The following is a 26,663-nucleotide window of genomic DNA, read 5'->3' as shown; positions in this document are numbered from 1 at the left end:
TGCTAAATACAAATTTTTGCCAAAGCGCAACGAAAAAATTTCAGCAAATACAATTTCTCTTGCGCTCTCTACTTAAAAATCTTTATTTTTCATAGTGTGTCAAAACTTCATGACCATCTTCTGTAACTAAAATGTCATCTTCAATACGAACGCCAACTAGTTCTGGTACATAAATACCAGGTTCAACAGTAACGACCATTCCAGGAACAAATTTATTTGTGTTATGGCCTGCTACGTCTTGATATTCATGTTCTTCTAATCCTAATCCATGACCTAAGCGGTGTAAGAAATATTCGCCATAGCCCGCTTCTTCAATAATACCACGCGCTTTTCTATCTACATCACCAATGACAACACCAGGTTTAATCATGTTGATAGCTTCTTTTTCAGCTTTAAGTACAATATCATATACTTCTTTGGCTTTTTTATCAGGTGTGCCGAAAGCAACTGTACGCGTCATGTCACTGCAATATTGTTCATAAACCACGCCTAAATCAAACAATACATATTCATCGTTTTTAAGCGTACGTTCGCCTGGGATACCATGAGGTGATGCTGCGTGATCGCCAAATAACACCATAGTATCGAAGCTCATTTGATCTACGCCGTATTTAGTTTGGATTTCATATTCAATATGACGGACAACTTGTTTTTCAGTGACACCTTCTTTTAAGAAATCCACCCCGATTTCAATACATTTGTCAGCAAGTTCAGCTGCTTTTTTAATTTTGTCTATTTCTTCCGGAGTTTTCACATTTCTAAGTGCTTTAATAGCTCCGTCAATATCGCCGAATGTTTCTACACCGAAACCATCGATTAATTCTTTTTGACGTTTTAATGTTAAGTGTTCATTTTCAACAAGTAGTTTGTCGAAATGATAATTGACTAATTTGAATGGATCTTCACCGTCAGCATTGCCGACGATTTTACCTTTAAATGGAGAAGCTTTAACTTCTTCTACTTCTAATTTCGGTACGAATAAGACTTGTTCACCTTCCGCAGTAATTAATAAAGCTAATAAGCGTTCATGCGGTTCACTTAAGTATCCTGAAAAATAAAATACGTTCAATGGTGTGGTAATCCAAGCAGCATCCGCATCTTGATTACGAATTTCCTTTACAATTTCATCAATCTTCACAATCCTTCAACCTCCATTTTCATAATTAATTATAGTTTAGTCTACATTTCAGTATAATTCAAAAGGTGCGGGATTGTTTTTAAGGAAAAGAGGGAAGATGTTATACTATAAATAACAAAATGAACATAGGGGGATTAATGAATGAAACTATCATTTCATGGACAATCAACAATTTATTTTGAAGCAAACGGTAAGAAAGTTATTGTAGATCCATTTATTAGTGGTAATGAGTTATCTGATTTAAACCCAGAAGACGTAGAAGTTGATTATATTGTACTAACGCATGGCCACGGCGATCACTTCGGAGACACAGTTGACATTGCGAAGAAAAATAATGCGACGGTAGTAGGGCTCGCTGAAGTTGCCGATTATCTTTCTACCTCACAAGGTGTGGAAAATGTACATCCAATGAATATCGGCGGTAAATGGGAATTTGAATTCGGCTCAGTGAAATATGTACAAGCCTTCCATAGTTCTAGTTTAACGAATGAAGATGGTATTCCTGCTTATTTAGGTGCGTCAACAGGACTTATTTTAGAAATTGATGGCAAAACAATTTATCATTGTGGCGATACTGGATTATTCAGTGATATGAAATTGATTGCTGATCGTCACCCAGTCGATGTATGCTTCGTACCAATCGGTGACAATTTCACAATGGGAATTGATGATGCAAGCTATGCTATTAATGAATTTATTCAGCCTAAAATTACGGTTCCAATTCATTACAATACTTTCCCTTACATTGAACAAGATCCTGAGGAATTTAAAAAGTTAGTTAATAAAGGTGAAGTTCAAATTTTAAAACCAGGTGAAGAAGTGAAATTTGATTAAATTTCTAAATTTATCAAAAAAGCTTGTACAGCAAAATTCTGTACAAGCTTTTTTACTATTTCACGATTAATACAGGAATGGAAGCACGCTTAGCGACCTTATGGCTGACACTGCCTAATACAAATTTCTTTTTCTCTTGTGCTTTGCGGTTGCTGACAACTAAAATATCATAGTCGCCACTATTCGCAAATTTCACGAGTTCATCTTTAGGGTTGCCGCGAACAATAATTTCATCATAATCAATGCCATATTCATCTAAAATATCACGAGTCGGCTGTAAATCTTTGCTGCGTTCGGCAGTTAATTCATTTAAGTGAGTACCGCCTTTGATAGATGCTTGAGCATCTTGTTCTGAAATTGCATTTAAAATTGTAACTATTGTGCCTTCACCAGATAATTTTTGGACATTTTTTAGTGCTTTTTTATTTTCCAAATCCGTATCAACACCGAGTAAAATGTTTTTATACATCTCAACCCCTCCTTACTTCTTATTCTAATAAAGATGTAACAATTTTTCCAATTAAATTTATCTTCTAATAATTAATAACCTATTTCTAGGTAAATTAAATTCTTATATTAGAGAACGCAGTAACTAAATGTTAAAATCACTTGTGATATTGTTTCGATTTTTCGAGTAAAGCAAGTTATAATAAAGAATAAGAGAAAGCAGAGAATGAGGGAAGTTAGATGACAAAACATGAACAAATTCTTGCGCATATTGAATCTTTAGCAGTAGGTAAGAAAATCTCTGTACGAAAAATAGCCAAAGATTTAGAAGTCTCTGAAGGCACAGCTTATCGCGCAATCAAAGATGCTGAGCAATTAGGACTAGTCGCAACAATCGATAGAGTAGGAACAGTTAGAATTGAAAAAAAGAGTCGCGAACAAATTGAACATCTGACGTTCGGTGAAATTGTGAAAATTATTGATGGACAAGTATTAGCAGGCAGAGACGGTTTGCATAATACGTTGACTAAGTTTGCGATTGCAGCCATGAAATTAGAAAACGTGGTGAAATACTTAACGAAGCATACTTTATTGATAGTAGGAAATCGAACAGATGTACAATTAGAAGCTTTAAAACACGGTAGTGCAGTCCTTATCACAGGCGGCTTTAATACGACGCCTGAAATCAAGAAATATGCTGACGAGCATAATTTACCGATTCTATCTTCAAATTACGATTCTTATTTAGTGGCCAATATGATTAACAGAGCAATGTATAATCAAATTATACGTAAAGAGATTTTAATTGTTGAAGATATCGTTAAACCGGTAACAGAAGAGACAGTTGCTAAAGAAGATATGCTGGTATCAGATTTAAAACAACAATCTCAAAAAACCGGACATTCCAGATTTCCTGTTGTAGATAAAGACTGGAAATTAGTCGGTATCGTTACCAGTAAAGATATTATTGCTAAAGATTCAGATGAAAGTATACAACGTGTTATGACTAAACCAGTGTTGAATGTACAGAACTCTACTACAGTCGCGAGCTGTGCACATATGATGATTTGGGAAGGGATTGAATTATTGCCTGTTACAACTATTAACAAAAAGCTGTTAGGCGTAGTATCTCGAGAAGACGTCTTGCGCGCCATGCAGCTTATTGGCAGACAACCTCAAGTCGGTGAAACGATCAATGATCAGGTCGCAAAATATATTTCAATTAATAAAGATAGTATTACTGTAGATGTAGCGCCTCAATTAACTAGTCAATACGGCACTTTAAGTAAAGGGGCCTTCGTAGCGATTATCGAAGAAACTATTCGTTATAAGATGCGACAGCTTAAGAAGCAAGAAGTCATGATAGAAAGCTTAAGTATTATGTATTTGAAAACAGTTTCTATAGAAACAGAATTAGAAATACAATACAACATGTTAGATATAGGCAGACACTTTGCTAAAATAGAAGTCAGTATGATGAACGGGCAAACACCTGTAGCTAAAGCATTAACAATCTGTCAGATGCTTGAAAGTTAGAAAAGGAGAATGAAAAGAAAAATGAATAACTTTAATGAAATAATGGATAAAATTTCTCAATACGACACAATTATTATTCATCGACATGTGCGTCCAGATCCGGATGCATACGGTTCACAATTAGGTTTGAAATCTTATCTGCAATTGAAATTTCCAGATAAAAATATTTTTGCAGTAGGAGAAAGTGAACCTTCACTAGATTTTATGGGAACATTTGATGCAGTGAAAGATGATGACTATAAAGGAGCATTAGTGGTTGTCTGTGATACAGCTAACGCTCCTAGAATTGACGATCAACGTTATGATAAAGGCCAAGCGTTAATAAAAATTGATCATCATCCTCCAGTAGATCAATACGGAGAAATCAATTATGTAAATACTGAGGCTTCATCTACTAGTGAAATTATCTTTGATATGATTACACATTTTAATGACACATCAATTATTGATGAAAACACTGCACGCTTATTGTATTTAGGAATTGTAGGAGACACAGGACGTTTCTTCTTTAATAATACCACGCCGCATACTATGCAAGTTGCAGCGCAATTACTGAAATATCCATTTGACCACAGTGCAGAGTTAAACAAAATGGCTGAAAAAGATCCTAAATTGGCTCCTTTCCAAGGTTATGTTTTACAAAATTTTGATCTCAACGAGAATGGATTTGCCAAAGTTCAAATTACTAAAGATGTCTTAGATCAATATGGCTTAGTGCCTAATGAAGCTTCTCAATTTGTGAATACTATTTCTGATTTGCGAGGCTTGAAAATATGGGTATTTGCAGTAGATGAAGGTACAGAGATTCGTTGCAGATTACGCTCAAAAGGTATTGTTATCAATGATATTGCTCAACAATTCGGCGGAGGCGGCCATCCGAACGCATCAGGAGTCTCTGTAGACAATTGGCAAGCGTTTGATAAACTTGTCGCAGAATTGAATCAAAGAGCGCTAGACAACCAATAAAAAAGGGGGACTGTTTGCAGTGAAAGCACATCTGAATATTCATACCGCTTATGACTTGTTGAATTCAAGTTTGAAAGTTTCGGATATTATCCAAAAGGCTGCACAAGAAGGATACGAAGCTTTAGCCATTACAGATACAAACGTACTGCATGCTGTTCCTCAATTTTATGATGAAAGTATTAAGGCAGGGATTAAGCCAATCTTCGGTATGACCATTTATTTAAGTGATGGTTTGACAGAAGTAGAAACAGTTTTGCTAGCTAAAAATGAAACAGGTTTAAAATCACTGTATCAATTATCATCCGCTATCAAAGTGCAGGAAAAGCAAGTTACACCGTTAGAATGGCTGAAACGCTATCAAGAAGATTTAGCGCTTATTTTTAAGAATGTCACTTCTGAACAATTAAATCTGGTACAAAATTTCGTTGAGTATCAAGATGTCTATGTAGACCATCAAAGTAGCGGAGCAGCTGAGAGACTGGATTTAAACCGAGTTTACATGCAAGAAGCCAGATATTTGAATCCGGACGATGCGGATACTGTAAGTGCTTTGAAAGCGATTAAAGATAATCAAACGATAGATTTAGTTCATCCAGAGAATGATGAACATGCGCATTTTTACTCTCAAAGCGAAGTACAAGATTTAGGACTTTCTGCAGATATTATAGAAAACACTGAATCGCTGGCAGATATTTGTACTGCTGAAATAAGCTATCACCAGCCGCTTCTCCCTCAATATTCAATACCAGACAATGTTTCTTCTAAAACATATTTATGGCGTCTGTTGGAACAATCTTTACAAGAAATGGATTTAGATCAACCTGCTTACCGTGAACGATTAGAATATGAATTCGATATTATCACTAAGATGGGGTACGAAGATTACTTTCTAATCGTAAGTGACTTAATACATTACGCTAAAACACATAATGTAATGGTCGGTCCAGGACGGGGTTCGTCTGCAGGTTCATTAGTGAGTTACTTGTTGAACATTACAACGATTGATCCATTGCACTATAACCTGCTTTTTGAGCGTTTTTTAAATCCAGAACGTGTCACAATGCCAGATATTGATATTGATTTTGAAGATACGCGTCGAGAAAAGGTCATTCAATATGTTCAAGAAAAATATGGTGAATATCACGTTTCAGGTATTGTAACTTTCGGTCATTTGCTCGCAAAGGCTGTAGCTAGAGATGTTGGTAGAATTATGGGTTTCGAAGAAAAAACTTTAAGTGAAATTTCTAAATTAATTCCTTCTAAATTAGGTATTACCTTGAACGAAGCATATCAAAATGAAGATTTTAAGGCATTTGTACATCGTAACCATCGTCATGAAAAATGGTTTGAATTAAGTAAGAAATTAGAAGGTTTACCACGCCATACTTCAACACATGCTGCGGGTATCATTATCAATGATCGTCCTTTATATGAGCATGTCCCTTTATTAATGGGGGATACTGGACTGCTGACTCAGTGGACGATGACTGAAGATGAGAAGTTAGGCTTATTGAAAATTGACTTTTTAGGATTAAGAAACCTTTCTATCATTCATCAAATTATTGATCAAGTTAAGAAAGATTTAAACGTGTCTATTGATACTGAAGCGATCCCTTTTGATGACAACCAAGTGTTTGAAATGCTTTCTCGCGGCGATACTACGGGATTGTTCCAATTAGAATCAGATGGTGTAAGACAGGCTTTGAAGAGATTGCAGCCACAGCACTTTGAAGATATTGTGGCGATGACTTCACTTTATCGACCTGGTCCAATGGAAGAAATTCCGACTTACATTGCGCGTCGCCATGATCCTTCGAAAGTGCAGTATTTGCATCCTGATTTGGAACCCATTCTGAAAAATACTTACGGTGTCATTATTTATCAAGAACAGATTATGCAAATTGCCAGTAAGTTCGCTGGGTTCAGCTATGGCGAAGCGGACATATTGAGACGTGCCATGAGTAAGAAGAACAGAGCAGTCTTAGAAAGTGAAAGACAACATTTTGTTGAAGGTGCCAATCAAAATGGATATTCAGAGCAACTGAGCAAGCAAATCTTTGATTTAATACTGAAATTTGCCGATTACGGTTTTCCAAGAGCACATGCTGTAAGTTATTCTAAAGTCGCTTATATTATGGCTTATTTAAAGGTGCATTATCCTAATTATTTCTATGCTAATATCCTTACGAATTCTATCGGCAACGAGAAAAAGACTGAGTTAATGATAACAGAAGCTAAATCTATGGACTTAAAAATATTACCACCGGATATTAATGAAAGCCACTGGTACTATAAAGCAACATCAGAAGGAATATACTTATCATTGGGCGCCGTAAAGGGAGTGGGTTTTCAAAGCGTGAAGGCCATTGTAGATGAACGTTATGCACGTGGAAAATATAAAGATTTCTTTGACTTAACTAGAAGATTACCAAATAGAGTGAAGACACGTAAACTGCTTGAAGCACTCATACTAGTAGGTGCGTTTGACCACTTCAAAGAAAATCGTGCAACCCTTTTATCAACCTTAGACCAAGTCTTAGATGGTGCTAGCAATGTTGAACAAGATGAATTGTTATTTGAATTTGTAACGCCTAAAGAAAGTTATGAAGAAAAAGAAGAATTGCCAGATCAGGTGCTCAGTGATTTTGAAAAAGAGCATCTTGGATTTTATATCTCTAAACACCCAGTAGAAAAAATGTTTAAGAACAAGCAATTATTAGGGATTTATAAGCTTTCTAATGCTCAAAATAATCAGCCGATTTTAGTACAAATAGATAAAATTAATAGAATCCGTACTAAAAATGGTCAACCTATGGCATTCGTAACTTTAAATGATGGCACCAATACATTAGACGGAGTCATTTTCCCTAATGTTTTTAAACAAATAGAAGATATATTAGAAGAAAGCAAAATGTTCATTGGGAGCGGTAAATTTGAAAAGCGACAGAACCAAATGCAGTTAATTATTAATCATCTTGATACGTTAGATCATTATGAAAAACAAAAATTTCAACATGCTAAAATGCTGGTTTTGCGTAATATCGCTGAGGAAGAATTGAATTTAGCTTCAGATGATGAGGCAAGTAACAATTCTATCCCGGTTAATCTTTATCACACAAAAAACAACCAAATGGAGAAAATAGGCTATATAGAGCGAGATATTCAAGCACTTGAGGACTTTATGGCCACTATTCCTCCTGAAAACATTAGAATTATTTAACGACGGGCTAGGACATTAATTTGTCTTAAGCCCGTTTTTTATAAAATATTAACGATGGTACCTCAAGTAATTAGAAAGCACTCATTGAAAGAGTAGTTGATGTGTTATAATCGTCTATATTTTGAAATTAATTCAAAAAAATGTATGATATAAAGGTATAAACACAGTTTTTATATTGAATCATATATTATTATTAAGACTAAAATGAATGGATTCATTCAAATCACATAAATGTTGAAAAAGGAGCGATTGACTTGTCATTAAGAGATGAAGCACTTGAAATGCACAAAAAGCATCAAGGGAAACTAGAAGTTACCCCGAAAGTTAAAGTTACGAACAAAGAAGAATTGAGTTTAGCTTATTCTCCAGGTGTCGCAGAGCCCTGTAAAGAAATCTATGAAGATCCGCGTAAAGTCTTTGATTACACTGCTAAAGGCAATACAGTTGCAGTAGTAACTGATGGTACTGCAGTATTAGGACTTGGTAATATCGGAGCAGAAGCAAGTATTCCTGTTATGGAAGGTAAATCTGTATTATTTAAAAGCTTTGCGGGTATCAATGGCGTGCCGATTGCCTTAGATACTACTGACACAGAAGAAATTATTAAAACAGTCAAATATCTCCAACCTAATTATGGCGGTATCAATTTAGAAGATATTTCAGCACCACGTTGTTTTGAAATTGAAAATCGCTTGAAAAAAGAAACGAAAATTCCAGTCTTTCATGATGATCAACATGGTACAGCTATTGTAACTATGGCAGGTTTAATCAATGCATTAAGAGTTACAGACAAATCTCTATCAGATATTAAAGTAGTCCTAAACGGGGCAGGAGCAGCAGGTATCGCTATAGTTAAACTCTTATACTCTTATGGCGTGAGAAATATGATTATGTGCGACTCTAAGGGTGCTATTTATGAAGGACGTTCTTATGGCATGAATCCAACTAAAGATTTTGTGGCTGAATGGACGAATAAAGATAAACAAGAGGGCAAACTTTCTGATGTCATTCAGGGAGCAGATGTGTTTATCGGTGTATCTGTAGCAAACGCGCTTTCCAAAGATATGGTAAAATCAATGAATGAAGACAGTATTATTTTTGCAATGGCGAATCCGAATCCTGAAATTCTACCGGATGATGCTAAAGCAGCAGGGGCTAAAGTAGTGGGTACAGGACGTTCTGATTACCCTAACCAAATTAATAACGTTTTAGCTTTTCCAGGTATTTTCAGAGGGTCATTAGATGTGGAAGCGACGCATATCAATGAAAAAATGAAACAAGCAGCGGTTTCAGCAATTGCAGATTTAATTCAGCCTGATGAATTATCACCAGATTATTGTATTCCAGCGCCATTTGACAGACGTGTTGCACCATCAGTTGCACGCAATGTAGCACGTGCAGCAATGGAGTCTGGAGTGTCTAGGGTTGAAGTTGATCCAGATGAAATATACAATAAAACGATGAGATTAACTGATATTTAATTAGAAATTTATTTTTCAAAGAGCTGTTATGCGGTTTGAAGCGGCATAATAGTGATGTGGAGGTTGACCAATGTTTAAAGATTTTTTTAATCGTGGCAGTAAAAAGAAAAAATATGTTACTGTTCAAGATTCGAAACAGAACGATGTTCCAACAGGTATCATGACAAAATGTCCGAAATGTAAAAAAATCATGTATACTAAAGAACTTTCTGAAAATCTCAATGTATGTTTCAATTGTGACCATCACTTGTCATTAACTGCATATAAACGTATTGAGGCTATTTCAGATGAAGGTACTTTTAAAGAGTTTGATAAAGGTATGACTTCTGCAAATCCTTTAGATTTTCCTGGATATGAAGAAAAAATAAAAAAAGATCAGGAAAAAACAGGATTGGATGAAGCAGTCGTAACAGGTACTGCAGAACTTGGAGGCATCCCATATGGGGTAGCAGTGATGGATGCCCGTTTCAGAATGGGAAGCATGGGTTCTGTAGTAGGTGAAAAAATATGTCGTATTATAGATTATTGTACAGAGCATCGCTTACCATTTATTTTATTCTCAGCAAGTGGTGGTGCCAGAATGCAAGAAGGGATTATCTCATTGATGCAAATGGGGAAAACCAGTGTATCCTTGAAACGTCATTCTGATGCTGGTTTATTATATATTTCATACATTACAAATCCGACTACAGGTGGTGTATCTGCAAGTTTCGCTTCAGTTGGAGATATCAATTTATCAGAGCCTAAAGCTTTAATTGGATTTGCAGGTCGCCGAGTGATTGAACAAACAATCAATGAAAAACTGCCGGATGATTTCCAAACTGCTGAATTCTTGTTAGAACACGGCCAATTAGATAAAGTGGTACACCGTAAAGAAATGCGCAGTACTTTAGAATCAATTCTGAAAATGCATGAGGGACAAGAGGTGAACAAAGATGCTTGATTTTGAAAAGCCATTATTTGATATTAAAAATAAAATAGATGCTTTGAAAGAATCTCAAGAGAAAAATGATGTTGATTTACAAGATGAAATCGATATGCTTGAAGCGTCTTTAGAAAGAGAAACTGAAAAAATTTACATGCATTTAAAACCTTGGGATCGTGTTCAATTAGCAAGATTGCAAGAAAGACCAACAACTTTAGATTATATTCCATATATCTTTGATGAATTTATGGAGTTGCATGGGGACAGAAATTATCGTGATGATCCTGCAATGATTGGCGGCATCGGCTATTTAAATGGTCAACCAGTTACTGTAGTCGGTCAACAACGTGGTAAAGATACTAAAGATAATATCTATCGTAATTTCGGAATGGCTCATCCGGAAGGTTATCGCAAAGCTTTGAGATTAATGAAACAAGCTGAGAAATTCGGCCGTCCTATTTTTACTTTTATAGATACTAAGGGGGCTTACCCTGGTAAAGCGGCTGAAGAAAGAGGTCAAAGTGAATCTATCGCACGAAACTTGATTGAAATGGCAAGTTTGCAAGTGCCGGTTATTACAATTGTAATAGGTGAAGGCGGTAGCGGCGGTGCTTTAGGTATTGGTATTGCTAACCGTGTATTGATGCTGGAAAACAGTACATATTCTGTGATTTCTCCAGAAGGAGCAGCCGCACTTCTATGGAAAGATAGCAATCTTTCTAAAATTGCTGCCGAAACAATGAAAATTACTGCACCTGATTTGAAAGAATTACAAATTATTGATGAGGTTGTTCAAGAACCTTTAGGTGGAGCGCACAAAGACATTGCTACGCAAGCTGAAAAAATTAAAAGCGCTTTCACTAAGCAATTAGCAGAACTTAAAGACTTATCTGGTCAAGCATTAGCAGATGACCGTTTTGAAAAATTCCGCCAAATTGGTGAATTTAAAGAATAATAAGGGTAAAGAGATTCTACACGTTATTTTAGAAGATGTGTAGTGTCTCTTTTTTATTTGAATTAATAGTCTGCAGTTTGATACTAATGATAAACAATGAATCTGATGTTTTTTATAAAATAAACTATTATTATCTATAGTTTTACGCAAAAATATAATAAAGATTATGGCTATATTTTGAAATCATAAATATAAAACGTTTACATTATAGAATGCATTGTATTTCTATGGATAAGCCACTATTTTTATGGTATTTTTAATGTAAATCATACAAGTTAGGAAGGTCAGTCGTCATGAAAAAAATTGCAGTTTTAACAAGTGGCGGAGACGCACCGGGAATGAATGCTGCTGTTCGAGCAGTTGTGCGTACTGCCATTTATAATGGGATTGAAGTTTATGGTGTGTATCAAGGCTATCTTGGATTAATCAATGATGATCTTAAGAAACTTGAATTAGGATCTGTCGGAGATATTATCCAAAGAGGCGGTACTTTCTTATTCTCAGCACGTTGCCCTGAATTCAAGGACAAAGAGGTACGTGCACGTGCAATTAAGAATTTACGGTCACGAGGTATAGACGGTCTTGTTGTTATCGGTGGTGACGGTAGTTATCGAGGAGCCCAACGCATTAGCGAAGAGTGTCCTGAAATTCAAACTATCGGTATACCGGGTACAATTGACAACGACATACCAGGCACTGATTTTACAATCGGTTTTGATTCAGCATTGAATACAATTATTGAATCTGTCGATAAAATCAGAGATACGGCATCAAGCCATGCTCGTACTTTTATTGTTGAAGTAATGGGTAGAGATTGTGGTGATCTTGCACTTTGGGCTGGTTTAGCTGTAGGAGCAGAAACAATTATCGTTCCTGAAGAAAAAACAGATATTAAAGATGTGGCTGAAAAAATTGAAACGGGTATCAAACGCGGTAAGAAACACTCTATTGTCATCGTGGCAGAAGGAGTGATGAGCGGACAAGAATGTGCTGATGAATTAGCAAAATATATTCATGTAGATGCACGTGTTTCAGTTCTAGGACACATGCAACGTGGCGGCAGCCCTACTGGACAAGACAGAGTATTGTCTTCAAGATTGGGCGGCCATGCAGTAGAACTGCTGATGGAAGGTAAAACAGCATTGGGCGTAGGCATCAAGCAAAACCAGCTTACTCAAACTAAGTTTGAAGAAATCTTCAATACTAAAGTAAGTAAATTCGATACAGAAATGTATAGACTTGCTCAAGAACTATCTATTTAATTTATAGTGAATTTATTAGGAGGCTTTAATAATGAGAAAAACTAAAATCGTATGTACGATTGGACCTGCATCAGAATCTGAAGAAATGTTAGAAAAATTAATGAAAGCTGGAATGAATGTTGCGCGTTTGAACTTCTCACATGGTGATCATGCTGAACACAAAGCGCGTATCGACCGCATTCGTAAAGTTTCACAGCGTTTAGAGAAAACAATTGCTATCATGCTTGATACTAAAGGCCCAGAAATCCGTACTCATGATATGGAAAACGGCGTGATTAATTTAGAAAAAGGCAATGAAGTTATTGTCAGCATGAATAAAGTATTAGGTACTGCTGAAAAATTCTCAGTAACTTATGAAGATCTAATTAACGACGTTGAAATTGGTTCTTTCATTTTACTTGATGATGGTTTAGTAGAATTAGAAGTTAAAGCTAAAGATAAAGAAAAGGGCGAAGTACTTTGCGAAGTATTAAACTCTGGTGAAATTAAAAACAAAAAAGGCGTTAACTTGCCAAATGTCAAAGTTAATTTACCAGGTATCACTGAAAAAGACGCAGACGATATCCGCTTCGGTATCGATGAACATGTAGACTTCATCGCAGCAAGCTTTGTGCGTCGTCCAAGTGACGTGTTAGATATCCGTAAAATTTTAGAAGAAGAACGCAATACTAACATCAGTATTCTTCCTAAAATTGAAAACCAAGAAGGTATTGATAACATTAAAGAAATCTTAGAAGTATCTGATGGCTTGATGGTAGCTCGTGGTGACATGGGTGTAGAAATTCCACCAGAAAATGTACCAGTTATCCAAAAAGACTTAATCAGACAATGTAATAGATTAGGTAAACCTGTTATTACAGCAACTCAAATGTTAGATTCTATGCAACGTAACCCGCGTGCTACAAGAGCCGAAGCAAGTGATGTTGCCAACGCTATCTACGATGGAACAGATGCCGTAATGTTATCAGGTGAAACTGCTGCAGGTTTATATCCTGAAGAAGCAGTGAAAGCAATGAGAAATATCGCGGTTGCTGCTGAAGCAGCTCAAGATTATAAAAAATTATTGAATGACAGAACTAAACTTGAAGAAACTAACCTTGTAAATGCAATTGGTGTTTCTGTAGCACACACAGCTTTAAACTTAAAAGTAAAAGCAATTGTGGCTGCAACTGAAAGTGGTTCAACTGCTAGAACAATTTCTAAATTCCGTCCACATTCAGATATTATCGCTGTTACACCAAGTCCAGAAACTGCTCGACAATTAGCGTTAGTTTGGGGCGTATTCCCAGTAGTTAAAAAAGGACGTAAAACTACTGATGCATTATTAAACAATGCAGTAGCTACAGCTATCGAAACAGGTCGCGTACAAAACGGTGATTTATTAATCATCACTGCTGGTGTTCCAACTGGTGAAAAAGGTACTACTAACATGATGAAATTACATTTAGTAGGCGATGAAATTGTGAAAGGTCAAGGTGTCGGCCGTAACTCAGTAGTAGGAAATGCAGTCGTAGTCCAAGATGCTATTGAATTAGAAGGCAAAGATCTTTCAAATAAAATTATTGTGACACACTCTACAGATGAAACATTTGTACCATATATCGAACAAGCTGCTGGATTAGTAGCTGAAGAAGGCGGAATTACTTCTCCAAGTGCTATCATCGGTTTAGAACAAGGTATTCCAACAATTGTAGGTGCTAATAATGCTACTAAATTAATTGCTAATGATGTAGTGATTACAGTTGATGCAAATACTGGTCGCGTCTATGATGGTTATGCAAACGTGCTATAATAACCGAATGTAATTAAATATTAATCAATTAAACGAACTGTATACTTCATGAAAATTGAAGATGCAGTTCGTTTTTTATTATATTTATTGCTTATCAAATTAGTTTGCTTAGCTAACTATAAATGTTAAAGTGCTTGTGTGGGAAAATAGACTGAGTTTTATATCGTGGCTTCAGCTTTTTCTCTATGCACCATAAAAACGATGAATTTTTGATTGATTATAAGACGCGAACTAGATTAATTTAAATTTCAGGCCAGTTACAGGAGGTTGAGACACTTTGACAGCAGTCTTTTCAAATGAAGAAAAAGTACAAATCCTAGCAGATATCGTAAAAATAAAACGTGTGAATGACAATGAAATTAAAGTCGCTAACTACTTAAAAGAATTGTTTGCTCAGCATGGTATTGAATCAGAAATTGATTCAATCAGTCCTAACAGAGCGAATTTAATTGCAAAAATTGGTGAAGGTCATCCGGTTATGGGCATTTCAGACCATATGGATGTGGTATCGGAAGGAGATATCGATAAATGGGATTATCCTCCATTCGAACTTACTGAAGAGAATGAAAAGCTTTATGGTCGTGGAGCAGCAGATATGAAATCTGGCTTAGCAGCACTTGCCATCGCTTTCATAGAGATACATGAGCAGCATTTATTGAAAAAAGGATCTATTCAATTCATGGCTACTTCAGGTGAAGAAATGGAACAATTGGGCTCCAAACAACTCTATGAAAAAGGTTATATGGATAATGTAGATGCGTTATTAATTGCAGAGCCAACAGAAAACAACTTGATATATGCGAATAAAGGATCAATGGATTATAGAGTTAATTCTACCGGAAAAGCTGCGCATAGTTCTATGCCTATTGCAGGACAAAATGCCATTAAACCATTAATGAATTTCGTACAAAATATAGATAACGCTTACGAAGAAATTATACAAACTCAGCCAATGAATCAAATAGATTGTTCAAAATTTGAAAAACGATTGGCTTCAGTACTTGATAATGATACCGATATGAACAAAGTCAGAAACATGTTATCTGGTCTGGTTATTACTAATACAATATTCAATGGAGGCACTCAAGTCAATTCTGTTCCAGATAAAGCTACTGCAGAGTTTAATATCCGGACGGTGCCTGAATACAATAATGAACAAGTAAAACAATTATTTCAACACTATTTAGATAAGGAAAATGAGCAAGGAGCACAATTAGAAGCGGATATTTATCTTGACTTAGAACCAGCCCTGACCACTGGTAAAAATAAGCTAATAGAATTAGGACATCGACTAGGGGAAGCAATGTTTAATAAAACATTAGGTATCACACCGATGCCTGGGGTAACGGATGCTTCGAATTTGTTACGTGGTAAAGATGAAGACTATCCATTCTTAACCTTTGGACCTGGTGCTACTGCACATCAAGTAAATGAGTACGTTAACAAGGCTACCTATTTGCAATTCATTGATTACTTTACACAACTGCTGCCGACTTATATTAATGAAAATGAGAAATAAAAAAAGAGCACCTTCTGTAGAAAGTGTAGCTGTCCTGAAAAGTTGAACTTTTGGAACCGCCACAATTCTATAGAAGGTGCTCATTCGTATTTAATGGATAAAGGTGCTTGTTTCTATAAAAATTTAACCATTATGTTTCTTCACTTGTTGCGTATATCTCCAATACATAAATCCTAGAAGAATAAACCAAACAGGTGAAATAAAGATTGCTACGCGTGTTACTGGGTTGACGAAAAGTAATCCTAGTACAAAGACGAAGAATAATAAAATGATGTAACCAGAAATTTTTCCGCCAGGTAATTTATAAATTGAATTTTTATGTTGTTCTGGATCACGTTTTTGATAACGAATATATGCATAAGTGATTAATCCCCATACTACTAAGAATAGTACTGTTGAAATAGTAGTAACATAAGTAAATACTAATGTAGCATCTGGGAAGATATAGTTAAGTAAAGCAGCCACTAATAATAGCGCACAAGAAACTAAAATTGCGATATGAGGTACACCATTTTTATTTGTAGATCTGAAAATCGGTGGTGCTTGTTCTTGTCTCGCTAAACCAAATAACATACGGCTGTTAGAGAAAATACCACTGTTACAAGATGATGCAGCAGCAGTTAATACTACAAAGTTGATAATTCCAGCTGCAAACGGAATGCCGACTAAGGCAAACAAACGAACAAATGGACTTTCTGAAGGATCCATTTTATTCCATGGAATGATTGACATAATCACCGCTAATGAACCGACGTAGAATAAAAGGATACGCATTGGTACACTGTTAATTGCTTTAGGTATTGTCTTAGTAGGATCTTTAGTTTCTCCAGCAGTTACCCCGATGATTTCTATACCAACAAAGGAGAACACTGCCATTTGGAAGGACATGAAGAATCCTGTAGCTCCTTTAGGGAAAATACCATGTTCATATAAATTAGTAAATGAAGCATGCCCGAATTGTGTTTTATAGGCCATGAAGATCATGACAAGGCCTACAACGATAAGTACGATAATAGTAGTAACTTTGATGATTGCAAACCAAAATTCTAATTCCCCGAAAATTTTAGCACTGAATAAGTTAAATACCATAAGTAATAGTACACAGAATAGTGCGCTTACCCAGTTAGGTATAGCCGGCCACCAGAAACTTATATATTTCGCAACGGCTGTAACTTCGGCCATTCCAGTGATAATCCAGCAGAACCAATATGTCCATCCTGTTACAAATCCTGCAAAAGGCCCGATATATTCATTTGTAACATCTGCGAAAGACTTAAAATTGGTGTTTGAAATTAAAATTTCTCCTAATCCTCTCATAAACATAAACAACATTAATCCAACGATAATGTATGTTAGTAATATGGAAGGACCTGTCATAGCAATCGTTTGTCCAGCCCCTAAGAATAACCCTGTACCAATTGCTCCGCCGATAGCAATCAGTTGAATGTGACGATTGCTCAGTTCTCTTTGTAAATTATTATTTGCCATATTCAAACAACTCCCTTTTTGCACCTCATCAATATTATGCACATATTTGAAGGTAATGACAAATGTTTTTTGAGAATAATACAAATTTTCATGCAATTCGCAATGAAATATAGTTATTATGAATGATAAATATTTAAAATGACATATCCTAAAACTATGTTTTAAGGAACTTAAAACAATTAAAATGTAATAAGTGCACGTATGCAAGGCTATAACTAGACTATTCTTCCATAAACACTTGATAAGTATGTAGATTTACATGTTTATAAGAGTTGCTTAATTGTTCACAAAATCGCGATAATTGGATATAATACTAAATGAAAGCCATTTCAATTTGTTATAGAAAAGGGGAAATTAATATGGCAGAATTGCAAAAAGGTTTAGAAGGGGTAATTGCAGCTGAAACAAAAGTGAGCTCAATTATCGATAGCCAACTGACATATGCCGGTTACGACATCGATGATTTAGCAGAAAACGCATCATTTGAAGAAATTATCTTTTTATTATGGAACTATAGACTTCCTACGCAAGACGAGTTAGATGAATTGAAAAGAAAGTTATACGAGTATGCTACATTAGATGACAAAGTATATGAACACTTTGAAGACTATGCTACTAATAATGTACATCCGATGACAGCATTAAGAACTTCAGTTTCATACATTGCGCATTTTGATGAAAATGCTGAAGGTGAAACTGATGAAGAAAAATTAGAACGCGCTATTAGAATTCAAGCTAAAATGGCTTCGTTAGTAGCTTCTTTCCAACGCGTTCGTGAAGGAAAAGAACCTATTAAACCTAAAGAAGGTTTAAGCTATGCAGCAAACTTCTTGTACATGTTACGTGGGGAAGTGCCTACTGATATCGAAGAAGAAGCATTTAACAAAGCATTGGTATTACACGCTGACCATGAATTGAATGCTTCTGCATTTACAGCACGTTGTGCAGTATCTTCATTATCAGATATGTACTCAGGTATCGTAGCTGCAGTCGGTTCATTGAAAGGGCCTTTACATGGCGGTGCTAATGAACGCGTAATGAATATGCTTTCTGAAATCAAATCAGTTGATGATGTAGAACCATATTTAGACAAAAAATTCGCAAATAAAGAAAAAATTATGGGCTTCGGTCACCGTGTTTATAAAGATGGCGATCCACGTGCGAAATACTTGAAAACAATGAGTAAGAAAATTACAGATGAAACAGGTCAAAAACACTTATATGATATCTCAGTGAAAATTGAAGATATTATGAAAGAACGTACTGGTATTATTGCCAACGTCGATTTCTATAGTGCGACTGTTTATCATAGTATGAATATTCCGCATGATTTATTTACTCCAATATTTGCGGTCAGCCGTACTTCAGGTTGGTTAGCACATATCTTTGAACAATACAGAGATAATCGTATTATGAGACCACGTGCAAAATATATTGGCGAAACTAATCGTGTATATGTTCCAATCGAAGAAAGATAGAATATATTATTTTTGATTCTGAAATTGAAACACCTTATTAATTAAGTTACGGAGGAATTATTAATGGCACCAGAAAAAATTGTTAAACAAGAAGACGGTTTATTAGTACCGAACAATCCAATTATTCCATTCATCATTGGTGATGGAATCGGCCCAGACATCTGGAGAGCATCTCGTCGTGTTTTAGACGCTGCAGTTGAAAAAGCTTATAATGGCGACAAGAAAATTGAATGGAAAGAAATTTTAGCAGGCCAAAAAGCGTATGATAATACTGGGAAATGGCTTCCTGAAGAAACACTTGAAGCAATCAGAGAATATTTAATTGCTATCAAAGGACCGCTAACTACACCAATCGGTGGCGGAATTCGTTCATTAAACGTTGCATTACGTCAAGAATTAGATTTATTTACTTGCTTACGTCCTGTACGTTGGTTCAAAGGTGTACCTTCACCTGTTAAACGTCCAGAAGATACTGATATGGTTATTTTCCGTGAAAACACAGAAGATATCTACGCAGGTATTGAATTCAAAGAAGGCACTCCAGAAGCTAAGAAATTAATTAAATTCTTACAAGAAGAAATGGGTGCAACAAACATCCGCTTCCCTGAAACTTCAGGTATCGGTGTGAAACCAGTTTCTAAAGAAGGTACAGAACGTCTTGTGCGTGCTGCAATCCAATACGCTTTAGATAACAACCGCAAATCAGTAACTTTAGTACACAAAGGTAACATCATGAAATTCACTGAAGGTGCTTTCAAACAATGGGGTTACGATTTAGCTGAAAATGAATTCGGCGACAAAGTATTCACATGGCAACAATATGATCGTTTAGTGGATGAAAAAGGTAAAGAAGAAGCAAACAAAATTCAAGATCAAGCCGTAGCAGATGGTAAAATCATCATTAAAGATTCTATTGCTGACATTTTCTTACAACAAATCTTGACTCGTCCAGCTGAATACGATGTAGTTGCAACTATGAACTTAAATGGTGACTATGTATCTGATGCATTAGCAGCTCAAGTTGGAGGAATCGGTATTGCTCCAGGTGCGAACATCAACTATGACACTGGTCACGCGATTTTTGAAGCAACACACGGTACTGCACCTAAATATACTGATTTAGATAAAGTTAACCCTTCATCTGAATTATTAAGTGCTGTATTGATGTTAGAACACTTAGGTTGGCAAGAAGCAGCTGACTTAATTACAGCTTCAATTGAAAAAACAATTGCATCTAAAGTTGTAACTTACGACTTTGCTCGTTTAATGGATGGTGCAACTGAAGTTAAAACATCAGAATTTGCTGAAGAATTAATTAAAAATCTATAATCTAATGTGGTAAGTGGCACAGAATAATATGAATCAAGATTATTTTCTATTCACTTAGTTGCTACCACTTCAAAAAGGAGGAGTTTGAGACATTCATTTGTCCCATCTCCTCTTATTTCTTTTTCAAAATAAAAATTATAGAATGTTAATCAATTGTTAAGTTTCTGTAAAGTTAATACATAGTATGTTATCTTTATGAAAATATAAGTTATAATTAGGTTGAAAAATACACAGGGGGTACGACCATGTCACAAAAAATTTTAGTAGTCGACGATGAACAATCAATTGTAACTTTACTGAAATATAATTTGGAAACTGCAGGTTACATTGTAGAAGTTGCTTATGATGGAGAAGAGGCGCTTCAAAAAGTAAATGATGTACAGCCAGATTTAGTAGTTTTAGATGTAATGCTTCCAAAATTAGACGGCATTGAAGTTTGTAAAACGATTCGTTCAGATAAGAACTTAGTTCCTATTCTAATGTTGACTGCCAAAGATGACGAGTTTGATCGTGTGCTAGGCTTAGAGCTTGGTGCAGATGATTATATGACTAAACCATTTTCACCAAGAGAAGTAGTTGCGCGTGTAAAAGCTATTTTGCGACGTTCTCAACAAGTTCAAAGTGTTCAAGAAGAAGAAAATGATAATGAGGATGTTATCATTGGTTCTATCAAGATTAGACCCGAGTATTTTGAAGTATATAAAAATAATGAATTATTAGAGCTGACACCTAAAGAATTTGAATTGTTATTGTATTTAATCGAACGTCAAGGCCGCGTAATTACTAGAGAACATATGCTGAACTCTGTATGGAATTATGAATTTACAGGTGATTCGCGTATTGTAGATGTGCATATCAGTCACTTGAGAGATAAATTAGAAGAAAACCCTAAGCAGCCAAAATTAATTAAAACGGTCCGTGGTTTAGGTTATAAATTAGAAAGACCTAAATCTGCTAATTGAAGTTTTATACCCGATTACTGCTTACACTGGTAACACTGATTGTCTCTTGTCTCATTGCTTTAGGTTTGCTCATCAATCATGCTATTTATACGACGATATCAAGCAGAGATAGTGAAAACTTAAAGAATGATTCAGAAAGAGTAAACGCATCTTATAAAGCACATCAAAACAAAGCTATTGAAGAATACGCACGATTGAATGATTTTGCGATTTCTATACATAGCAATTCAAATCATAAAGTTTTATTCAAAGCGGGGAATAATGTACCTGCAAATGAAAATATTAATGTTGTCGGTAATCCATCCAATTTAATTTATGACACGCATAAAGGAAATCATCGGTTTACCTATAAATATATTGATAATGACCATCATATTATTATTTCAGGATACAATAATGAAATTTCCCAGTTGCAGTTTGAAGCTTGGAAATACATCGTAATTATAGGAATGTTTATATTGGCAGTGGTATTTTTAATTGTTAGAAACATCAATAGAACTTATATCAGACCTATTAATGATGTAACTTACGCAACTAAACTGTTGGCTCAAGGACATTATCATATCCGTGTTCCAGAAAGTAATGTGAAAGAAACACGAGATCTCTTTGTAACGACCAATGAACTGGCACGTCGTTTGCAAAAGATGCATAATGAACAAAAGATTCAATCTAATCGTTTGAAAACGACCTTAGAAAATATTCCAAGCTCAGTATTAATGATTGATAAATACGGTAAAATTGTAGTAGCCAACACTGCTTATTACGATATGTTCAATCCTGAAGCGAGCGTAGTGAATAAAAATTATAATCGCGTAATTAAAGGCAAGTTAAATACGTTGATTATAAACGCCTTTAAAACTGAAAAGACGATTAATGAACAAGTTGAAATTTATATTAATAATGTTCATGAAAAGTATTTCGACACAGCATGTGTTCCGATTTTATCTCGTAATAAAAAAAGGCTTCAAGGTATGGTGGTTGTACTCCATGATATTACAAGTCTCAAGAAACTCGAAAATCTGCGTCGTGAATTCGTAGCGAATGTATCCCATGAATTGAAGACACCTATTACTTCGATAAAGGGATTTGCTGAAACATTAATTGACGGGGCAAAAGAAGATGAACATTTGTTAGATGAATTTTTAAATATCATTTTAAAAGAATCTAACCGTATTGAATCTCTGGTTGAAGATTTGTTGGACTTATCACATATTGAGCAACAAACTGAAATCAGAACAGAACGTGTAAACTTATCAGAAGTTACACAAACCACTGTTGATACGTTATATGCTTACGCTCAAAGAAAAGATATTACTATAGACGCCAATATACAAGAGGACGTTCATATTGATGCTGAAGCTTCTAAGATTGCACAAGTGGTTACAAACTTAGTCAGTAATGCGATTAATTATTCACCGAATGAAAGTACTGTCTTTGTAAGAGTTGCTAGTCAAGGTGATAAGAAAATTTTAGAAGTGGAAGACCATGGCATCGGTATAGCTCCTGAAGATCAAAAGCATGTTTTTGAACGCTTTTATAGAGTGGATAAGGCGCGCAGCAGAGACTCTGGAGGTACAGGACTTGGTTTATCAATCACTAAACATATTGTTGAAGCTTACCAAGGCCGCATACAAATTGAAAGTGAACTAGATGTCGGTACCACTTTCCGTATTATTTTCTTCGATAATAAAACACGAAATTCATAATATGTAATAGCGTCGGATATAAATCCGGCGCTAATTTTATGAGCACAGATATACTTATGATAAAATAGAATTAAATCAATTCAGGAGGTTATAACGTGGAAAAGTTAGTATTAATTGATGGAAATAGTTTAAGTTTCCGCGCATTTTATGCTTTACCTCTTTTGACAAATCGTGCGGGTATCCATACCAATGCTATTTATGGTTTCGCGATGTTATTAGAAAAAATTAAAAAAGAAGAGAAGCCGACGCACTTTTTAGTAGCATTTGATGCAGGTAAAACCACATTCAGACATCAAACTTTCAGTGATTATAAAGGTGGACGTCAAAAGACACCACCAGAATTGAGCGAGCAGTTCCCTTTAATTCGCCAATTATTAGATGCGTATCAAATTAAGCATTACGAGCTGGAGAATTATGAAGCAGATGATATTATTGGGACTTTGAGTAAAGAAGCAGATAAAGCAGGTATCAAAACGATTATTGTTACAGGAGATCGTGACTTGACGCAATTAGCTTCTGAAAATGTAACGATATATTATACAAAAAAAGGCGTAACAGATGTCGACCATTACACACCTGAATTCATTGCTGAAAAGTATAACGGCCTACAACCTTCACAGATTATTGATATGAAAGGATTAATGGGAGATACTTCTGATAATATCCCTGGAATAGCTGGTGTCGGTGAAAAAACAGCAATCAAATTACTGAATCAATATGACTCTGTAGAAAATCTCTATCAACATATAGATGAAGTTTCAGGTAAAAAATTAAAAGAAAAACTCGAAAATGGTCATGATGATGCTTTAATGAGCAAACAGTTAGCGACTATCAAACGAGACAGTCCAATTGAAGTCACTTTAAAAGACACAAAACTCCCTGAAGAAGTGGACCAAACAGCGAAAATTGATTTATTTAAAGAATTAGATTTCAAACAAATGTTGAATCAAATTGATGTAGATGCAGAAGATAAAACTGAAGAAAAACGTGAATATGAAGTGGAACACGACTTTAATAATATTGATTTCAATGATTTATCTGAAGCAGCAGTGCATTTTGAAGTAGGTGAAGGAGACTATTTAACAGCTGATATTCTTAAATTCGGATTAAAGGCTGATGGTCACTTTGTTGTAATCGATGCCGATACTATTCGAAATTATCCTGAATTGGTCAAATGGCTGGAAGATAAAAACACGCGAAAATTGGTTTATGACGCTAAGAAAACATATGCTGAAGCGCATCGATTAAATATAAATATTCAAAATATTGCTTTTGATGTCATGTTAGCAAGTTATATCTTAGATCCTTCCAGAAGTATCGATGATGTCTATTCTGTTGTTCAGCATTATGGCCAGAATTATGTGGCTGAAGCGGTCAATATTTACGGTAAAGGCCGTAAACGTCTAATACCTGACGATGAAGTGATGAACCCTTATATTGCAGCCATTTTAGATGCTATCTCTGCAAGCACACCGCTAATGTATGACCAACTGGAAGAATACAATCAACTTGAACTCTTTAAGTCATTAGAACTTCCACTCGCTCGTATTTTAGGAGAAATGGAAGAACTAGGAATTTATACAGATGTTGACGAACTGCAAGAAATGGAAAAAGAAATTCAAGGAAAGTTGGATACCCTTATTGAACGCATTCATGAGGCAGCTGGGGAAGATTTTAATATCAATTCACCAAAACAACTGGGAGTTGTACTATTTGAAAAACTTGAATTACCGGTGATTAAAAAGACTAAAACAGGTTACTCTACTGCAGTAGATGTGCTTGAGCAATTACAAGGAGAACATCCTATTATTGATGATATACTTGAATATCGTCAGCTCTCTAAATTACAGTCCACTTATATAGAAGGACTGCAAAAGGTAATACAAAAAGACCATCGTATTCATACGCACTTTAATCAAACTTTGGCACAGACTGGACGCTTATCTTCTGTTGATCCGAACTTACAAAATATTCCAGTCCGCTTAGAAGAAGGAAGAAGAATAAGAAAAGCATTTAAACCTGCAGAACCAGGTAATGTCATTCTCTCAGCTGACTATTCACAAATCGAATTACGAGTGCTGGCACATATTACACAAGATGAAAGTATGATTAAAGCCTTTAGAGAGGGGCATGATATCCATACGGCCACTGCCATGAAAGTGTTTGGTGTAGAACCGGATGAAGTCGATGGATTAATGCGTCGCCAAGCTAAAGCAGTCAACTTCGGTATTGTTTATGGTATTAGTGATTACGGCTTAAGCCAAAGTCTCGGAATTTCTAGAAAAGCTGCAAAACAATTTATCGATGACTATTTAGATAGTTTCCCAGGGGTCAAACAATACATGAGCGATATTGTTAAAGATGCGAAAGCGAAAGGGTATGTAGAAACACTCTTACATCGTCGCAGATATATTCCTGATATTACGAGCCGTAACTTTAACCGCAGAAGTTTTGCAGAAAGAACTGCCATGAATACACCGATACAAGGTAGTGCTGCGGATATTATCAAATTAGCAATGGTCAATTTTGATAAGGAAATTCAGAATCAAGACTTTCATGCACATTTACTTTTACAAGTACACGATGAATTGATTTTTGAACTTCCAGAAGCAGAAGTTGAAGCTTTCAGCAAGTTTATTGAAGATATTATGGATAATGCAATAGATTTAGATGTACCATTACAAGTGGATACCAACTATGGTCCAACTTGGTATGATGCAAAATAGAAAGAAGGTATATAAATGCCGGAATTACCAGAAGTAGAACATGTAAAACGCGGCATTGAACCGTTAGCAATAAATCAGTATATTGAAGAAGTAGAATTTTCAGATGCTGTGATTAAAGGTAAAGAAATCGGCAAAGATACGATTATTAAACAAATGGATTTGCCGATGTTTAAAATGTATTCAGAAGGATATAAAATTACACGTATAGAGCGTAGAAGCAAGTATATTCTCTTTTATATTGAAACAGACGAAGATAAAAGGGTGCTTGTGAGTCATTTAGGGATGTCAGGCGGCTTTTTCATTGTAGATACGTTAGATGATATTATTGTCCCGAACTATAAAAAACACTGGCATGTTAATTTTAAGTTGAGTAATGGCAAACAGCTTATCTTTTCAGACATACGTCGTTTCGGAGAAATTAAGAATGTAGCAGATTTATCTGTACATTCTTCTTTTTCCGACATGGCGCCTGAACCGTTTGATGAAAATGCATTTGCGCATTACAAACATCAGTTGAATACAAAAACTTATCATAAGAAACCTATTAAACAGGTGATATTAGATCATAAAGTCATTGCGGGTTGCGGAAATATTTATGCTTGCGAGGCTTTATTCAATGCAAAGATCGACCCTGAACGTCCTGTTTATTCATTAACAGAAGAGGAACAAGAGCGTGTCTTTAATGAAGTAGTAAAAGTTTTATGTTTAGGTATTGAAAATGGCGGTACAAGTGTATCTTCATACCGTCATGCTGATGGCAAAACGGGTCAAATGCAGCATTATTTAAAGGTTTATAAAAAGAAAGTCTGTCCAGTATGTGGCGGACCTATTCATACTAAAGTGATAGCAGGCAGAAACTCACATTACTGCCCGCATTGTCAAAAATAGAACGAAGGAGA

19 protein-coding genes are annotated in these 26,663 nt (G+C 35.5%); 16 read left to right on the top strand and 3 right to left on the bottom strand.

Annotation, left to right across the window (positions count from 1 at the left end):
- Positions 1-82: 82 nt before the first annotated feature.
- Positions 83-1,141, bottom strand: a complete 1,059-nt coding sequence (locus CNQ82_RS08370) for a M24 family metallopeptidase (protein WP_240624944.1) — start codon at positions 1,139-1,141, stop codon at positions 83-85.
- Positions 1,142-1,279: 138 nt separating this feature from the next.
- On the opposite strand from CNQ82_RS08370, the gene CNQ82_RS08365 reads away from it, so the two are divergent.
- A complete protein-coding gene (locus CNQ82_RS08365; protein WP_123144905.1) occupies positions 1,280-1,972 on the top strand; it encodes a metal-dependent hydrolase in 693 nt (230 codons plus the stop codon).
- A 55-nt stretch (positions 1,973-2,027) separates the two neighbouring features.
- On the opposite strand, the gene CNQ82_RS08360 is transcribed toward CNQ82_RS08365, so the two are convergent.
- Positions 2,028-2,441: a universal stress protein gene (locus CNQ82_RS08360; RefSeq protein WP_095104788.1), complete on the bottom strand. Its 414-nt coding sequence runs from the start codon at positions 2,439-2,441 to the stop codon at positions 2,028-2,030.
- Positions 2,442-2,659: 218 nt separating this feature from the next.
- On the opposite strand from CNQ82_RS08360, the gene CNQ82_RS08355 reads away from it, so the two are divergent.
- The 9 genes from CNQ82_RS08355 (at position 2,660) to CNQ82_RS08315 (ending at position 16,075) form a co-directional block, all read left to right on the top strand.
- A complete protein-coding gene (locus tag CNQ82_RS08355; protein ID WP_123144904.1) occupies positions 2,660-3,955 on the top strand; it encodes a DRTGG domain-containing protein in 1,296 nt (431 codons plus the stop codon).
- 21 nt (positions 3,956-3,976) lie between these two features.
- Positions 3,977-4,921, top strand: a complete 945-nt coding sequence (locus CNQ82_RS08350) for a DHH family phosphoesterase (RefSeq protein WP_123144903.1) — start codon at positions 3,977-3,979, stop codon at positions 4,919-4,921.
- 19 nt (positions 4,922-4,940) lie between these two features.
- On the top strand, positions 4,941-8,141 hold the full coding sequence (locus tag CNQ82_RS08345; RefSeq protein WP_123144902.1) for a DNA polymerase III subunit alpha: 3,201 nt from the start codon (positions 4,941-4,943) through the stop codon (positions 8,139-8,141).
- A 254-nt stretch (positions 8,142-8,395) separates the two neighbouring features.
- Complete coding sequence (gene ystJ / locus CNQ82_RS08340) at positions 8,396-9,622, top strand: NADP-dependent malic enzyme (RefSeq protein WP_123144901.1); 1,227 nt, start codon at positions 8,396-8,398, stop codon at positions 9,620-9,622.
- A gap of 70 nt (positions 9,623-9,692) precedes the next feature.
- Positions 9,693-10,565 carry an acetyl-CoA carboxylase, carboxyltransferase subunit beta gene (gene accD, locus CNQ82_RS08335; RefSeq protein ID WP_123144900.1) on the top strand — a complete coding sequence of 291 codons (873 nt, stop codon included), beginning with the start codon at positions 9,693-9,695 and terminating at the stop codon, positions 10,563-10,565.
- Positions 10,558-11,502 carry an acetyl-CoA carboxylase carboxyltransferase subunit alpha gene (locus tag CNQ82_RS08330; protein ID WP_123144899.1) on the top strand — a complete coding sequence of 315 codons (945 nt, stop codon included), beginning with the start codon at positions 10,558-10,560 and terminating at the stop codon, positions 11,500-11,502. Before accD ends, CNQ82_RS08330 begins: the two co-directional genes overlap by 8 nt.
- Positions 11,503-11,795: 293 nt before the next feature.
- The gene (gene pfkA, locus CNQ82_RS08325) at positions 11,796-12,764 is read left to right on the top strand and encodes a 6-phosphofructokinase (RefSeq protein ID WP_095104800.1); all 969 of its coding nucleotides are present in this window, start codon (positions 11,796-11,798) and stop codon (positions 12,762-12,764) included.
- A 31-nt stretch (positions 12,765-12,795) separates the two neighbouring features.
- Positions 12,796-14,556, top strand: coding sequence for a pyruvate kinase (gene pyk, locus CNQ82_RS08320; protein ID WP_095104801.1), 1,761 nt, complete (start codon positions 12,796-12,798; stop codon positions 14,554-14,556).
- 277 nt (positions 14,557-14,833) lie between these two features.
- On the top strand, positions 14,834-16,075 hold the full coding sequence (locus CNQ82_RS08315) for an ArgE/DapE family deacylase (protein WP_123144898.1): 1,242 nt from the start codon (positions 14,834-14,836) through the stop codon (positions 16,073-16,075).
- A 123-nt stretch (positions 16,076-16,198) separates the two neighbouring features.
- On the opposite strand, the gene CNQ82_RS08310 is transcribed toward CNQ82_RS08315, so the two are convergent.
- Positions 16,199-17,563 (bottom strand): amino acid permease, encoded by a 1,365-nt coding sequence (locus tag CNQ82_RS08310; RefSeq protein WP_123144897.1) that lies wholly within the window; start codon positions 17,561-17,563, stop codon positions 16,199-16,201.
- A 359-nt stretch (positions 17,564-17,922) separates the two neighbouring features.
- Here CNQ82_RS08310 and CNQ82_RS08305 point away from each other — a divergent pair, with 359 nt between their 5' ends.
- The 6 genes from CNQ82_RS08305 to mutM all read left to right on the top strand — a co-directional run bounded on the left by CNQ82_RS08305 (position 17,923) and on the right by mutM (position 26,652).
- A complete protein-coding gene (locus CNQ82_RS08305) occupies positions 17,923-19,041 on the top strand; it encodes a citrate synthase (RefSeq protein WP_123144896.1) in 1,119 nt (372 codons plus the stop codon).
- Between the two features lie 63 nt (positions 19,042-19,104).
- Positions 19,105-20,370 carry an NADP-dependent isocitrate dehydrogenase gene (gene icd, locus CNQ82_RS08300; RefSeq protein WP_123144895.1) on the top strand — a complete coding sequence of 422 codons (1,266 nt, stop codon included), beginning with the start codon at positions 19,105-19,107 and terminating at the stop codon, positions 20,368-20,370.
- A 245-nt stretch (positions 20,371-20,615) separates the two neighbouring features.
- Positions 20,616-21,332, top strand: a complete 717-nt coding sequence (locus tag CNQ82_RS08295) for a response regulator transcription factor (RefSeq protein ID WP_123144894.1) — start codon at positions 20,616-20,618, stop codon at positions 21,330-21,332.
- Positions 21,329-23,038, top strand: a complete 1,710-nt coding sequence (gene pnpS, locus CNQ82_RS08290) for a two-component system histidine kinase PnpS (protein WP_123144893.1) — start codon at positions 21,329-21,331, stop codon at positions 23,036-23,038. Before CNQ82_RS08295 ends, pnpS begins: the two co-directional genes overlap by 4 nt.
- A 95-nt stretch (positions 23,039-23,133) precedes the next feature.
- On the top strand, positions 23,134-25,764 hold the full coding sequence (gene polA, locus CNQ82_RS08285; RefSeq protein WP_123144892.1) for a DNA polymerase I: 2,631 nt from the start codon (positions 23,134-23,136) through the stop codon (positions 25,762-25,764).
- 15 nt (positions 25,765-25,779) lie between these two features.
- Positions 25,780-26,652 carry a bifunctional DNA-formamidopyrimidine glycosylase/DNA-(apurinic or apyrimidinic site) lyase gene (mutM, locus tag CNQ82_RS08280; RefSeq protein WP_123144891.1) on the top strand — a complete coding sequence of 291 codons (873 nt, stop codon included), beginning with the start codon at positions 25,780-25,782 and terminating at the stop codon, positions 26,650-26,652.
- The last annotated feature ends 11 nt before the right edge of the window (positions 26,653-26,663 follow it).

It is taken from the genome of Staphylococcus debuckii (assembly GCF_003718735.1).
Taxonomy (GTDB): domain Bacteria; phylum Bacillota; class Bacilli; order Staphylococcales; family Staphylococcaceae; genus Staphylococcus; species Staphylococcus debuckii.
This window is presented reverse-complemented; position numbering and strand designations above follow the sequence as displayed.

Excerpts from the sequence above, each read along its gene's own strand:
- CNQ82_RS08365 (WP_123144905.1), top strand. The coding sequence starts at position 1,280 with ATGAAACTATCATTTCATGGACAATCAACAATTTATTTTGAAGCAAAC.
- CNQ82_RS08360 (WP_095104788.1), bottom strand. The coding sequence starts at position 2,441 with ATGTATAAAAACATTTTACTCGGTGTTGATACGGATTTGGAAAATAAA.
- CNQ82_RS08355 (WP_123144904.1), top strand. The coding sequence starts at position 2,660 with ATGACAAAACATGAACAAATTCTTGCGCATATTGAATCTTTAGCAGTA.
- CNQ82_RS08350 (WP_123144903.1), top strand. The coding sequence starts at position 3,977 with ATGAATAACTTTAATGAAATAATGGATAAAATTTCTCAATACGACACA.
- accD (WP_123144900.1), top strand. The coding sequence starts at position 9,693 with ATGTTTAAAGATTTTTTTAATCGTGGCAGTAAAAAGAAAAAATATGTT.
- CNQ82_RS08330 (WP_123144899.1), top strand. The coding sequence starts at position 10,558 with ATGCTTGATTTTGAAAAGCCATTATTTGATATTAAAAATAAAATAGAT.
- pfkA (WP_095104800.1), top strand. The coding sequence starts at position 11,796 with ATGAAAAAAATTGCAGTTTTAACAAGTGGCGGAGACGCACCGGGAATG.
- pyk (WP_095104801.1), top strand. The coding sequence starts at position 12,796 with ATGAGAAAAACTAAAATCGTATGTACGATTGGACCTGCATCAGAATCT.
- CNQ82_RS08310 (WP_123144897.1), bottom strand. The coding sequence starts at position 17,563 with ATGGCAAATAATAATTTACAAAGAGAACTGAGCAATCGTCACATTCAA.
- CNQ82_RS08305 (WP_123144896.1), top strand. The coding sequence starts at position 17,923 with ATGGCAGAATTGCAAAAAGGTTTAGAAGGGGTAATTGCAGCTGAAACA.
- icd (WP_123144895.1), top strand. The coding sequence starts at position 19,105 with ATGGCACCAGAAAAAATTGTTAAACAAGAAGACGGTTTATTAGTACCG.
- CNQ82_RS08295 (WP_123144894.1), top strand. The coding sequence starts at position 20,616 with ATGTCACAAAAAATTTTAGTAGTCGACGATGAACAATCAATTGTAACT.
- mutM (WP_123144891.1), top strand. The coding sequence starts at position 25,780 with ATGCCGGAATTACCAGAAGTAGAACATGTAAAACGCGGCATTGAACCG.